This is a genomic window from Kineococcus radiotolerans SRS30216 = ATCC BAA-149, from assembly GCF_000017305.1.
Lineage (GTDB): Bacteria > Actinomycetota > Actinomycetes > Actinomycetales > Kineococcaceae > Kineococcus > Kineococcus radiotolerans.
On the sequence record NC_009806.1, the window covers coordinates 13,145 to 26,549 of the forward strand.

At 70.2% G+C, this 13,405-nt stretch carries 11 protein-coding genes; 6 read left to right on the forward strand and 5 right to left on the reverse strand.

Translation table 11 applies throughout. The features are described from left to right. Positions 1-79: 79 nt before the first annotated feature. Positions 80-805: a response regulator gene (locus KRAD_RS22835; protein WP_012002033.1), complete on the reverse strand. Its 726-nt coding sequence runs from the start codon at positions 803-805 to the stop codon at positions 80-82. Then, a complete protein-coding gene (locus KRAD_RS22840) occupies positions 802-2,349 on the reverse strand; it encodes a sensor histidine kinase (protein ID WP_157874006.1) in 1,548 nt (515 codons plus the stop codon). Before KRAD_RS22840 ends, KRAD_RS22835 begins: the two co-directional genes overlap by 4 nt. A 631-nt stretch (positions 2,350-2,980) precedes the next feature. Here KRAD_RS22840 and KRAD_RS26280 point away from each other — a divergent pair. From KRAD_RS26280 to KRAD_RS22865, 6 genes are all read left to right on the forward strand, one after another. Then, the gene (locus KRAD_RS26280) at positions 2,981-3,280 is read left to right on the forward strand and encodes a hypothetical protein (protein WP_041293767.1); all 300 of its coding nucleotides are present in this window, start codon (positions 2,981-2,983) and stop codon (positions 3,278-3,280) included. A gap of 455 nt (positions 3,281-3,735) precedes the next feature. After that, on the forward strand, positions 3,736-4,302 hold the full coding sequence (locus KRAD_RS22850) for a manganese efflux pump MntP (RefSeq protein WP_012002030.1): 567 nt from the start codon (positions 3,736-3,738) through the stop codon (positions 4,300-4,302). A gap of 111 nt (positions 4,303-4,413) precedes the next feature. Then, positions 4,414-5,124: a VIT1/CCC1 transporter family protein gene (locus KRAD_RS22855; RefSeq protein ID WP_041293816.1), complete on the forward strand. Its 711-nt coding sequence runs from the start codon at positions 4,414-4,416 to the stop codon at positions 5,122-5,124. Positions 5,125-5,755: 631 nt separating this feature from the next. Further along, positions 5,756-5,890: a hypothetical protein gene (locus tag KRAD_RS27740; RefSeq protein ID WP_275263114.1), complete on the forward strand. Its 135-nt coding sequence runs from the start codon at positions 5,756-5,758 to the stop codon at positions 5,888-5,890. A gap of 178 nt (positions 5,891-6,068) precedes the next feature. Continuing rightward, a complete protein-coding gene (locus KRAD_RS26285) occupies positions 6,069-6,371 on the forward strand; it encodes a hypothetical protein (protein WP_041293768.1) in 303 nt (100 codons plus the stop codon). Positions 6,372-6,516: 145 nt separating this feature from the next. Then, positions 6,517-8,352, forward strand: a complete 1,836-nt coding sequence (locus KRAD_RS22865; protein ID WP_041293769.1) for a CHASE domain-containing protein — start codon at positions 6,517-6,519, stop codon at positions 8,350-8,352. Positions 8,353-8,572: 220 nt separating this feature from the next. On the opposite strand, the gene KRAD_RS22870 is transcribed toward KRAD_RS22865, so the two are convergent. The 3 genes from KRAD_RS22870 to lepB all read right to left on the reverse strand — a co-directional run bounded on the left by KRAD_RS22870 (position 8,573) and on the right by lepB (position 13,343). Beyond that, complete coding sequence (locus tag KRAD_RS22870) at positions 8,573-8,977, reverse strand: Fur family transcriptional regulator (RefSeq protein ID WP_012002025.1); 405 nt, start codon at positions 8,975-8,977, stop codon at positions 8,573-8,575. Positions 8,978-9,565: 588 nt separating this feature from the next. Beyond that, entirely contained in the window at positions 9,566-12,163 is a 2,598-nt protein-coding gene (gene mprF, locus KRAD_RS25410) for a bifunctional lysylphosphatidylglycerol flippase/synthetase MprF (RefSeq protein ID WP_157874007.1), read from the reverse strand. Between the two features lie 337 nt (positions 12,164-12,500). After that, positions 12,501-13,343, reverse strand: a complete 843-nt coding sequence (gene lepB / locus KRAD_RS22880) for a signal peptidase I (protein ID WP_157874008.1) — start codon at positions 13,341-13,343, stop codon at positions 12,501-12,503. Between the last annotated feature and the right edge of the window lie 62 nt (positions 13,344-13,405).

Below are 13,405 nucleotides of genomic sequence, written 5' to 3' on the forward strand. Positions count from 1 at the left end.
CAGCCGCCATGGGATGGGCTGCATCCGCAGCGCAGCACTGGCGACTTCTCCTAGGTGGTTCTCGCGCCTGGCGCCGTGTTCAAGAAGTTCCCGAAGGGGGCAGATGCTCACGAGCCCACACCGCAGCCGCGGTGCGTCCGCTCACACCCAGCTGCCGCAGGATGCGCCCGACATGGACCTTGACGGTGTGCTCGCTGATGCCGAGGCTGCGGGCGATCTGCTTGTTGGCCAGCCCCTCAGCGATCAGCTGCAGCACTTCGTGCTCACGACCGCTAAGTCCCGTCGCTGGCTGCTGGGGCTGCACCGGATGCTGGGGCTGAGGTGACTGCCCCGGTGACAGCGGCGGTGGGGGCGAAGTGGGGGACCCGGGCAGCAGGGCTCGGGCGACGCGAGGGTCCAAGGGGGCGTGACCGGCAGCGGCAGAGCGGACGGCGCTGAGGACTTCACGCGGTTCGCTGTCCTTGAGCAGGTACCCCACCGCCCCAGCGGCCAGAGCCTGCCGGACCTGAGCCTGGTCGATGAAGGACGTCAAGACCACCACCGCGGTGTCCGGGACCGCGGCCAGCACCGCCGCAGTAGCGGTCACCCCGTCCATGACGGGCATGGAGAGGTCCATCAGCACCACGTCGGGAGCCAGCTCGCCGGCGCGTTGGACTGCTTCGGCGCCGTCTGCGGCTTCTCCGACGACCTCGATGTCGTCGCTGCTGCTGCTGGTGCTGGTGCTGAGACCGTCGCCGGCGTGCAGGAGAGCGATCAGGCCGGCACGAACCAGGCGGTGGTCGTCGACGACCAGGACACGGATCACGAGGAGAACCTCTCCGAGGATCCCCTCGCGACGGATCCCCGCGAGGAGGATCCTGGCGCGGAGGATCGGCGCGAGCGGGATCGGTTTCCGGGGGCGGTCTGGAGGTGGGGTACTTCCAGGCGCCAGCGTGTCCCGGCGCGGGGGGCGGTGGCCAGCCGCAGCCGGGCCCCGCCCTGACGGGCGAGGTCGGGCAGGAGGCGCAGCCCGAAGTGGCCGTCCTCGGCGGCGTGCTGAGCCGCGGCGGGCTCGAAGCCGACGCCGTCGTCGGCGACGTCGAGGCGCACGTGGTCCTGCTCGTAGCGCAGGTGCACGCTGAGGTGGTGAGCGCGGGAGTGGGACACGGCGTTGCGCAGCGTCTCCTGTGCGACCTGGAAGACGAGGCGTTCCCCGGCCAGGTCCAGCCCGCTGCTCTGATGGGGGTCAGGCAGTTGCAGGTCCACGACCATGCCCTGGGAGCGACCCGAACCAGCGAGATCACCGACGGCGGTAGCCAGCCCGGCGTCGTGGAGGCTGGGTGGGTAGATGTCGAGCAGCAGGGAACGCAACCCGGCGATGCTGCTGCGCACCGCACCGGCCGCCTCCTGCAACTGCGCACTGGTCCCGTTGGGTTCGCTGGTCCCGGCGGTCTCGTCGCTGCCCGTGCTGCCGCCGTGCTGGGCGGACTGGGCTCGCTGGGCGCGCTGGGCGGCGGCAGCGACAACGTAGGAGGTGGCCACCAGTTCCTGCACGACACCGTCGTGCAGGGTCGCTGCGATCCGCTGCCGCTCCCGGGCGGAGGCGTCGACGGCGTCCTGCAACAACGTCTCCCGTTCGACGCGGTTGCGGCGCAGCCGTTCCAGCAGCGCCCACAGCACCGGCACCAGCAGAACCACCAGCAGCAGCAGGCTGGAGACCAGCAGGCCGGCGAAGCTGCGCCACAGCTGCCCGGTGCGGGTGGTGACCTGGGCGTAGGGGGTGTAGGTCTCGAAGAGCAGGGGCTGACCGGTGGGGGTCCAGACGGGGCGGTAGACCTCCAGCAGCTTGCCGCGACCGCGTTCCAGCTCGTTCTCCGGGCGGTCCAGGTCGGTGACCTCGGCCTCCAGGCGGGGACGCGAGAGGGCCTGCAGCTCCTCCTCCTCCAAGGGGAAGGTGCGTCCGATCAGGCGCGTCTCATCGGAGTAGACGATGCGCCCTTGCGCGTCCCACACCTTGACCCGCACCAGTCCCGCGGCCTTCAGCACACGATCGCGGACCACGCCGTCCAGGCGCTGACGGGCGGCGGTGGCGGCGGCGGGGTCGAGCGAGAGCAAGTCGTCCTCCAGGGCCCCTTGAACGACCGATTCAGCGAGGAGGTCGCTGACCTGGGCGGCGGCGGCGACCGCTTCACGTTCAGCGATCTGGCGGGCCAGCAGCAGGCTGGCGCCGGTGACGGCCACGACGACGACGATCGCGGCGGCCAGGACGCGCAGCAGCAGGCGGCGACGGCTGAGTCCGTCGCCGGTGCTGGTACGGGGTGCGCCATCGGCCAGGATCTGCCATTGCGGCTGCACGCCGACGTCATCCACCACTGGAGTCTCTCCTGACCAACGGCTGTGCGGGGAGCGGATGTCAGGTCCACGACCCCAGGCGAGAAGCCCGGGGCCGCGCGGGCGTTCGGGCGGGGCGTTCGGGCGGGGCGTTCGGGCGGGGCGTTCGCGCCGGGGCGGTCGGCGCCGGGGCGGTCGGCGCCGGGGCAGTCAGCGCCGGTCGTCGCCACCCTCACGGCTGTGATCATCGGAGCCGCGGTCGTCACCACGCCCCTCCTCACGCCCCTCCTCGCGCCCTCCGTCGCCACCTCGACCCCGGTGCTGGTGACTGTCGTCCGCTGCGGTGCTGGGCACAGCCGTCTCTGCCGGTGCAGCGGTCGTGGTGGGTGCTGCGGTCGAGGACGTGCTCGCACGGCGATCATCGCCGGCACCGTCGTCACCCCCGCGACCGCTGCGGCTGTCCTGGTCGCGGCGGCGGCCGTGGTCGTCGCCGGGCTCAACACCGCGCTGGGTGGGTGCGGCCGACACCGTGGGGGCGGCGGTCGGGATGCTGGTCGGGGAGGTGCTGGTCCCTCGCGCGGAGTGGCCGCGGCTGGAGTCGTCGCGATCACGTGTCCGCCCGTCACGGTCACCGCCGTGGTCGTCGCCTGGCTCAGGGGTACGCGAGGAGGTGAACGAGGAGGTGCTCGTCGAGCTGGTCGCCGAAGCGGCTGCGGGGCCGGTCGCGGGGGTGGTCGATCGGGGGTTGTCCTCCAGCGAGGACGAGCTCGTCGCGGTGGAGCTCGAGGTGGCGGTCGCGCTCACCCCGGCGGGGACCCGGACCGGCACGCTGTGGCTGAGGGCGGGGTTGCTGGTCAGGCCGATGACGGCTGGTACCAGGGCAGCACCGGCGGCGGTGGCCACGATCGCGAAACGTCGCATGAGGAGATCCCTTCGTTGGTGGACCTCCATTGCCCTTCATGTCGGGTAGTACCGGCAATCAACTCTTCGAGCTACTACCTGCACCTGTCCCTCAAGCACCGAAACCTGGACTTCGGCTGGTCGAAGTCCTGCATGCGGACGCCGACGACCGATTTGCCGGAACATGGGACAAGAATGTCACACCGGCCGTGTGGCAACTCGGTGTCTCGCAACGCATCGCGGCATTTGAAGCTCGCTGGGTCCTTGTGTCATGGTTGATCTCGCGACGGGAGTGGTTCCCGAAGCGCCCGGGCGCACCACGGCGCTGGGGTGCCTCGACGTGCTGGTGGGCCGCTACCCGGTGCAGCACCTGAGCTGGCGACTCAGGGTCATGACACCTTCGGCATGACGTCCGCACCCCTGAGCCACTGAGCCCTGCATCCCGCGCAGTAGCGCGGTGCCCATACCGCAGTGACCCTCACGGGCCTTCGGTGCTCATCCAGACGGAAGGCTCCTGTCCCTGCCATGTCCTTAGTGACCTTGCTGATCATCGCTGTCGGTGTGTCCGCCGACGCTTTCGCCGTCGCGGTCGCCAAGGGCCTGCACCTGCGCCGGCTCACCGTGCGCGATGTCGGTGGTCTCGCTGCCGGCTTCGGCCTCTTCCAGGCGTTGATGCCGCTGGCGGGGTGGCTGCTGGGTCGCAGCTTCGCCGACTACATTACCGAGATCGACCACTGGATCGCCTTCGGGCTCCTGCTGCTCATCGGCGCAAAGATGATCCACGAAGCGCTCTCCTCCCACGACGACGACGCGGAGGACTTCGACGGCATCGGCGTGCGGGAGCTGCTCGTGCTTTCGGTGGCCACCAGCATTGACGCCCTCGCCGTGGGCATCAGCTTCGCCTTCCTGGACGTGTCGATCCTGCCCGCGGTTACTCTCATCGGGGTCATCACCGCGGTGGTCACCGTAATCGGGGTCGTCATCGGCCGCCGCGCGGGGGGACGCTTCGGGCGTCCGGCCGAGATCGCCGGGGGGGTCATCCTGATCCTCATCGGGACCCGCATCCTGCTTCAGCACCTCGGCGTCTTTTGACCCCGAGGCACACACCGACCAGCGATCACCTGCGGTAAAGCATTGGCACGAGGAAAAACAAGGGATACGGGCGTGGACGAGCGGGACGAGCAGGACAAGCAGACGTCGGCGATGGACGCCGCGACCCAGGCCGGGTGGAGCCACCGCCACCGAGACGTCTCCGGCGGCTGGTTGCGTCCGACGGTCTTCGGCGCGGTGGACGGCCTGGTCACCAATGCCTCTCTCATCGCCGGGGTGGGAGGTGGGGGTGTCTCCGCCCACACCGTCGTCTTGACCGGTCTGGCCGGCCTCGTCGCCGGTGCCTTTTCGATGGGCACCGGGGAGTACGTCTCGGTGACCAACCAGAACGAGTTGGTGCACGCCGAAGTCGCCGTGGAGCGGCGGATGCACGAGCGGTTCCCCGAGGCTGAGCAGGCGGAGCTGGAGCAGACCTTCCGCGGCTACGGCGCGGACGAGGAGACCGCCGCGCGGATGGCCGCCGCGGTCTCCGCTGATCCGGAGCAGGCGTTGCGGGTGCACACCCGCGAGGAGCTCGGCGTGGACTCCCAGGACCTGCCGTCGCCGGTGCTGGCGGGGGCGGCTTCCCTGGCCGCGTTCTCCGTCGGTGCGGTGCTGCCGCTGCTGCCCTACCTGCTGGGCCACGCCAGCCTGGTGGCGGCCATGGTCATCACGGCCCTGGCGCTGGTCGGCGGGGGCACGGCCGTGGGTCGTCTGACCGGGAGGCCGCTGGCCTTCTCCGGCCTGCGCCAGCTGGCGTTGGGGGCGGTGGCGGTCGCGGTGACCTACGGGATCGGTCGTCTGGTGGGCGGCACCGTCGCCTGAGGACGGCACACCCAGACTGCCGAAGCCATGCCAAGACTATGCCGCAGCCTTAAAATGCCAGAGGATATAGAGGCTGCTTCTGTCCCGTTTGGCGTCATAAACAAAAGCTCCTGACCGCACGCTTGTCGACGGATGAGTGAACCGTCAGCAACGGCGCGCACAACGCAGGATTACCACACGTTCTGTTCTGCACTGTCCCGGCGCTCGGCTGGCATCCCAGATTTGGTGCAACGACAGTGTGCACGCCCGGGAGCGGGGGGCACCGGAGCACTAAGCTGTGGTCATTGCGTCACCATGGCGCCACCTCCACCGCCCAGGCGGAAGGCGTCACGGCCCGGGTTGGACCCACAGCTCTCGCAGGTTCCGTCACCGCTCATGCCGCGGCGGAAACCATGTGCGGAGCGCGTTGTCCTCGTGCTCCGTCATGAGCGATGGGGGGACCACCCGTGTCTCAGGCCCCTGAACCCTCCACCCCCATGCCTTCGGCCCCCGCCCCCCATGTCTGAGCCTGCCCCACCGCCGTCGACGACCCCTTGCACCGCATCGCCGCGGCTTGGCTGCTCAGCTACGGCGGCCACACCTAGACCGCCTACCGCCGTAACCTGCAGGCTGGGCGACGTGGTGTGCACACATGAGCATTCACCCCCTCGCCACTGAGCGCTTCCATGTCAACGCCTGGGTCCGCTACCTGACCAGTGAGTCCCAAGCCCGCACCGGTCGACTCGCCGCGGCCGCCGTGGTGGCCCGCCGACGCTCGGCCCTCTGACGCGTCTACGACGACGGTATCCACAACGCCAAACCGTTGCCCTCCTTCCCCGTGGCCTCCGTGCTCCGCCCCACGGTCAGCGACAAGAGTCGAGTCGTCGGTCTCACCGCCAACGAGCTGCGCCGACTGCTGGCCATCGCCGCTGGGAACTCCTCCCTCGGCGGCGCTGGCCGCTCTGTTGACCTTCTGCGAGCTGCGCATCAGGGAGGCCCTCAGCGCCGACGTCCGTGACTACAGCCACGACCACGGCCACGACCACGACCACCGCGTACTCAAGATCGACCGCAAGGGCGGTAAAGCCGCCCGGGTGCTGCTGCCGCCCACGGTCGTGCGCGCCCTCGACGAATACCTCGGAAAGTGCACTACAGGTCTGCTTCTTATGGCGGCCGCAGGTGGCTACTCCCCCAACATTGACGTCGACCAGCAGCTGGACCGGCTTCACCAGACCGCAGTGAATATTTATGGGGGACACGTGGGCTGAGACCGGGCGGCACCTGATGCGTTGCGGCTTCGGTGCCCCTTCAGCTCACCTACTCGCCATGATGGGTACAGGACACGACACCGCTGCCGATTACTAGAAGGTGACCGCTACGTCCCCGGGCACCGCAACGTCTCGCCGTCGACTGTTGTCCCACCGCGCCGCCGTCCTCGGCCTGCCCCTCGCCCTGCTCGGCACCGGCGTTGGCGCGAGCGCCCTGGTCAGCGGCGCGCTGGAGCGCTCCGGGATCGAGCAGGCCCGCCAGGCCAGCGAGCAGCTCGCCACCAGCGAGGCCGCCGCTTTGAGCGACGCCGTGCGCACCTACACCACCGCACTGCAGTCACTAGCCGCCACGGTGGGGAACCAGCCGGCGCTGACCGATGAGCAGTTCCAGGACCTCACCGCCACGATGACCTCCCTGCCCGGTGTCGCGAACCTCACCTACACCGTCCCGGTGGCCGACGATCCCCAGGCCGTCGCCCGCGCCCAAGAGCAGCTACGGGCCCAGCTGCACACGCAGCTCACCCTCAAGCCGCAGCCCAGCGAGATCGGGGAGCACCGCTTCGTCATCAGCTACCGCGGGGTCGACGCAAGCGGGTCCGCTCTCGGTGCCGACGCGAGCACAACCCCGCAGATCACCGAAGCGGCAACGAGTGCTCGCGAGACGGGGCGGGTCGCCGTGACCTCGCCCTACGTCCTGCTGGCCGACCGCTCTCTGCCCCAGAACGAGCAGCAGCAGTCCGTCCTCTTCGTAGCCCCCGTCGTCGGTGGACCTGCCCAGGCCGATAGGGGCGTCTTCCGCGGCTGGGTCTCCGCCGCCTTCCGCACCGGCACCGTCCTGGAGTCCACCGCCGACCGACCCAGCTCGCTGCAGGCGCAGCTGACGCTGTGGGACACCACCAACGCGATGACCCCGCAGGAGCTGACTCTCGTCGACCCCGGCGCAGCACTCGCGCAGCACTCTGCTCAAGCTGACGTCATCGCCGGCTCCCGTCGCTGGCGGCTGCAGGTGACGCCCACCGTCCAGGCTCACGCCAATGAGGTCGGCCAAGACCCCACCATCGCTTTCGCCGCCGGAAATGCCGCCTCGCTCCTGCTGGCCGCCCTGCTCTTCTCGGTGACCGCCGGGCGCGAGCGCGCCCGCCGCCAGGTCGAGCAGGCCACCGTCGACCTCGCCGACGAGATCGCCTCCCGCCGCCGCGGCGAGGAGGCGCTGCGCACCCGCGAAGCCGAGCTAGGCGCCTACACCACCGTGGTCGCGGACCGGCTGCGGCTTCCGCTGGCCCACGTCACCGCTCTGACCGAAGCCGCCCGCCAGAACGAGATGTGGACCCCGACGCAGTGGCAGGAGCGGATGGGGCACGTCAAGGGCCGCCTGGACAGCGCCTACCGCCTCGTCGACGACCTGCTGCTCTACGCCCAAGTCAGCGAGCTGGCCCTCACCGAACGCACCATCGACCTCCTCACTCTTGCCCAGACCATCGCCGCTGAACAGGAGACCGCCGCGGCAGACCGATGCGAGGAGCTACGCCCGCGCATCGAAGTCGGCCCGCTGCCCACGGTCGTCGGGGAGCCGTGGCTGCTGCAGCAGCTCCTGGCCCGCCTCGTTGACAACGCCGTCGTGCACGCACCCGCCGGCCATCCAGCCCTCATCACACTAGCCGCGGACCTCACCGGATCCCGCTTCCGCGGGGAAACGTGGCGCATCGAGGTCCGCGACCGCGGACTGGGCGTCCCCACCGATCGCCGGACCAGCATCTTCGAGCCCTTCGCGGGCGAGGACGCCGACGTTGAGCTCGGCAGCAACCACCTCAGCCTCGCCATCTGCCGACGCATCGCGCTACGCCTGGGCGGTGACATCGGCGTCGATGAGGACCCCCGCGGCGGCGGCGTCTTCTGGTTCACCCTGCCGGTGCGCAGCACCGCGGGGGTGCCCGTCGCGCCGCACCCTGTGACGGCAGGCGCAGCACACGCACCCAGCTGAGCGGCGACCTGAGCGGCGACACGGTCCACGAGACCACCGTCGTCGCCCTGGGTCCCCAAACCCACATCGAGCCGACGGACTGCCGCTGACGCAAGGCGCTGGTGCGCCGACACCGCCAGCAGGCGCAGGTGCTGCATGAGCCGTCTCACTCAGACAGTGACATCACCATGAGCACCAACTGCTGGTCAGTTCCTTCAGCATGCCTCAAACTCTTCCAGCTTTATTCGGGGAGCTGACTGCACTGGGCACAGACGCCGAAGACCTCGACGACGTGTTGGACCGCGGTGAAACCGTGCTCCGCACCTACTTGCTTGGCCCAGGTCTCGACAGCGGAGCCTTCGATTTCCACCGTCTTGGCGCAGCGACGACAGACCAGGTGGTGGTGATGGCTGCTGCTGCACCGGCGGTACATCACCCCACTGCCATCGTCGGTGCGAAGCATGTCGACGTCCCCGTTCTCGACGAGGACCTGCAAGGCGCGGTAGACGGTAGCTCGGCCGATGCGTTCACCGCGTGAACGCAGCCGGGCGTGCAGGTCTTGCGCCAGGAGGAAGGCGTCGGCCTCCTCTAGAACGGCGAAGACGGCTAGACGCTGCCTGGTGGGGCGGCGGATCGGGGTGGACACGACTGACCCATCTCCTTGCCGTCATCCTGCGCATGGTCGTTTTCAGGAGGGTTCATTCCCAGCGGGCCACGCCGCCTTGATGGTGGTGCGTCCCAAGTCTTCGCCAGACCCCAAGCGCATCGGCGGTGGAGTAACACGACGGGGCCATTAGATCCTGCGCAATGATGATCTACAACCAGTGCACAGAGGATGAGCGCTTCTGGGACACCACCAGATCCTGGCTGCCGACCCGATGGCCAACCGATTGGCGTCCGACTGCCGGGGTGAGCTGCCCCGCGACCTACGCTCCCCCACTCGGGCGAAGAGCGGCACCGCGATGGTGAGTCCCTGGCGGCCGAGCCGGGGCAACGAGCGTCTAACCGATTCGTCCCATCGCCCTCTGTCCTCGACTAATGACCCGCAGCAGCACCGCAAGGGCCCATGCGCTGGATCCGGTGCTCGCCCACAGCGAGGCACGCTCGCCGATGCCGCATGGTGTGTACGCCCTGTCGACCTCGCAGACAGCGTGCTCGCGCGTGCTCGCCGTGTGGGAGTCCTGGCTACCTGTCCATCCACGTGAGGATTTGGTCCGGTGCCGATCCCTCGGTGTCAGCCGCGGACGACCCCGCGGATCCCACCCCCGACCAGCGTCGCCACGTCCACCATGGCCTTTGGTAGGGCCAGGCCGCCGGGGGCGGCGACGTAGCAGGTCCGCCACCGGGGCTGAAAGCCCTGCTTGAACGCGCGCAGGCCCTTGAAGTTGTAGAAGCGCTCGCCGTGGGTCCACAGCAGGTGCCCCATCCGGTCCCAGGCGGAGGGCCGGGCGTCGCCCCGCAGCCCCGCCAGCGGCGCCACCCCCAGGCTGAACGACGCGAAGCCGTTCTCCCTGGCCCACAGGATGCACTCGACGAACAGGTAGGTCATCACGGTGCGCGGCCCGTCGGGCAGGCGGCGCATGAGGTCGACCTGCACCTCGCGCCCCTCGCCGTCGGTCCACAGGGTCGCGAAGGCGACGACCCGGCCCTCGTGGCGCACCACGGCCAACGGGAAGCGGGCGACGTACTCCTCGTCGAAGGCGCCCAGGGAGAACCGCTTCTCCTTGCCGTTGCGGTGGGTGAGCCAGGCGTCGGACACCTCGCGCAGGGCGGGCAGCAGCGGCGCGACGTCCTCCGGCGCGACGAAGTCGACGCTCAGACCCAGACGCTGGGACTTGTTGCGGCAGTTGCGGAGGTTCACCCTGGCCTTGCCGGTGAGGGTGAAGTCATCGAGGGGGACCACGGCCTCCTCCCCCAGCTTGGCCAGGCTGAGGCCGTGCTCGCGGTACAGGTCGGCGTGGTCGGTGAGCACGTTGTAGAAGACCGGCCGGCCGCCGTGGCGGTCGACGTCGGCGACGAAGCTGGCGATGAGGTCTCGGATGTCACTTTGATCCCCGCCCGGATCCCCGACGGGGTCTCCCATGACGACCCAGCTGCGGCCCTCGACCTGGTACATGAGGAAGGACCTGCCGGCGGGGCTGAAGTGGAAGCGCTTGTCGCCGGTGAAGGCCAGGTGCGAGGTGCAGCGCCCGGAGCGCGCGACGATGCCGGCCACCTTGGCCATCTCCACCTCGCACGGGACTCGCGGACCGGGGTTCACCGCTCGGAGGATCCGGCGCCCGCCCATGACGACCCCGACCGCGCCCGCGACCATCGCCAACCGGTCCGCTCCCGAGGTGTCGCCGGAGATCGACGCCACCAGCAAAGGTGCGTCCACCGCCCCGTCGGAGCCGCTGAACTCCTGCCACCACACAGCCACCCCGACCAGCACGGCCGCGGTGACCGGCCAGACCAGGTTCCGCGGGCGGGTGAGAACGGTGCCGCGGGGGAAGACGGGATGCGCCGGCAGCAAGAGCAGGGCGAGCCCGGCGGTCACCGCGGACAGCACCAGATCACCGTGGGCGGCGGCGATCCCCGTGACACCGACGAGCAACGCGAGGGTGCCCACCCACGCCCGCTTCAGGCGCCGGTGCAGACCCCAGGCCATCAGCAGGGCCCCCAACCCGGCGAGGCTGATGGTGACGGCCGACACGTCCAGTGCCCGGCCCGGCAGGTCCCCCACCACGAGCATGAACACGCCGGCGCCGGCGACGACCAGCCCAAGCACCGAGGGCGTGAGGACGGCAGGGAGGCGGGCCGGGGACCTCGGGCCGGTGGGTGCCGCCGCGGGCGCTGGCGTGGACGCCGCCGCGGGCGTGGACGCCGCCGCGGGCGCCGGTGGGGACGCCACGCCCCGGCGGGCCTCATGCAGGACGAGGAGCACCGCCGCCAGGAGCAGCGGCAGCACGAAGTAGCAGAGCCGGTAGGCCACCAGCGCCACCGCCAGCCCTGCGGGCGAGGTCGTCGACCCGATCAGCACCACCAGCGCCGTCTCGAAGACCCCCAGCCCGCCGGGCACATTGCTGACCAGCCCAGCAAGGGTCGCGATCGAAAAGGCGACAGCGAAGGCCAGGAACGGGAGCCGCCCCCGGGCAGGCAGCAGGACGTACAAGGCCGCGGCCATGCTCAACCACTCGAACGTCGACAGCACGACCTGGGCCACCGCCAAGCGGGGAGCAGGGCGGTCGATGCGCCGACCACGCCATCCAATCGCACGCCCACCGACACCAGCCCAGACGAAGTAGCCCGCGACGAACACCAACAGCAGCGACCCGAGGGCCAGGACCGCAGCACCGGGCAGGTGCAGCGCCTCGCCCACCCGGACCGGGTCGCGCAGCATCCCGCCGCCGGCCAGGACCGCGACACCCAGCGCCAGGGTGACGAGGTTGAAGCCAATGATCCGGGTGATCGCGGACCCGGGGACCTGCCAGCCCGAGTAGACCCGCGCCCGCAACGCCGCCCCCACCACCGCGGAAGCGCCCAGGTTGTTGCCGAAGGCGGTGGCGACGAACGAGGCGAGCCCGTAGCGGCGGTAAGGCAGGGAGTGCCCGACGTAGCGCAGGGCCAGCGCGTCGTAGCCGGTCATCGCCAGGTAGGAGACCGCCGTCGCCCCGAGGGCGGCGAGCACGACGCCCGGGCCCAGCGCCAGCAGGTCGTCCCCCAACCGCGCCGCGTCGTAGTGGCGGAATGCCTGGTGCAGCAGCGTCGCGGCAGCGGCGAGCAGGCCCACCACGAGCAGGGGGGCGAGCAGTCGGCGCGCCGCGCGGGTCGAGGACCGGGGCGAGGAGCTCACCGACCAGGAGTCGGCACTTCTGCGCTCCTCCTTGAAGCGGGGGGCAGGCGGTGGACGGCTGATGCCGAATGAGATCCATCGGCTCGCTGACACCGGCACCGGCACCGGCATCGGCATCGGCGCTAGCCGTCGCCCAGCCGCAGTCGCTCAGCGGCAGCCCAGCAGCCCAGCAGCCCTGCCCCTGGTCCGTCATCACGCCCTGGGCTCGCACGACCCACCCACAGGGACGAGGCGGCCATGGCTGGCCGCGGTGGCTCCATCGCCAGCCCTTGGCTTCGCGCCTACGACGTCCTCGATGCACCACTGGGGCAGTCAAGACCCCTCACGAAGGGGTGGCCTAAGGAGCGCTCAGCCGCGACCAGTGCGAGAGCGGCCAGACGACGGCACTCGCTCGCCCGACGACCAGGTCGACCGGCACGAACCCACCATGTACCGCATTGGGATGGTAACGAGAATCGTTGGATCGGATCCGGTTGTCGCCCATTACCCACAACTCTCCCCTGGGCACGGTCACAGCGAAAGCTGTCTCACTGGGCTTCACCCCACGGGGCAAATAGGCCGTCTCGTCGAGGGCGCGGCCGTTGACGGTGAGCCTGTCCTGCGCGTCGCAGCACACGACGCGGTCGCCTGGCAGTCCGATGACCCGCTTGACGATGTTGGCGGTGGATCCCTGCGGCGACTGCCCGGCCAGGCTCGGCGCCCCCACGGCCATCGCGTTGGCGGGGCCGCGCTGCGGCGCCGCGCTCTCTTTGAGCCAGCCACCGGGGTCGGAGAAGACGACGACGTCACCGCGGTCCAGCTCGAACGGCCCCGGCGTCAGCTTGCTGACCACGAGGCGATCACCGATGTGCAGAGCAGGCTCCATCGACTGTGACGGGATGTGGAAAGAGCCGACGAGGAACCTCTCCACGACGACCGAGAGGACCAGGACGGCGGCGATCATCAGGATGGTCCCCTTGAGGACCGCAAAGACACCAAGGGTGGGGAGCCGCTTGTGCAGTGCCGCTTCCGCAGCAGCCCCCGCTTCCACAGCAGCCCCCGCTTCCTCACCTGAGTCGCGATCCCTCACGAGGTCCAGCATCCCCGAGGTCACGGCCAGCTTCGAGTCGCGACCCGGCCATGGGCCCAGCCCCTGCTTCAGCGGCGCCACCAGCGGCACCCGATACGAACGGTCCGCCACGGCGGCGGTCTGCGAGGGCGGCGGGCCTGCTAGGGCGGCGGCCCGCGAGGGCCCACAGCGGA

Coding starts and splice junctions, on each gene's coding strand:
- KRAD_RS22855 (WP_041293816.1), top strand. CDS start 4,414: ATGGACGCCGCGACCCAGGCCGGGTGGAGCCACCGCCACCGAGACGTC.
- KRAD_RS22850 (WP_012002030.1), top strand. CDS start 3,736: ATGTCCTTAGTGACCTTGCTGATCATCGCTGTCGGTGTGTCCGCCGAC.
- KRAD_RS27740 (WP_275263114.1), top strand. CDS start 5,756: ATGAGCATTCACCCCCTCGCCACTGAGCGCTTCCATGTCAACGCCTGG.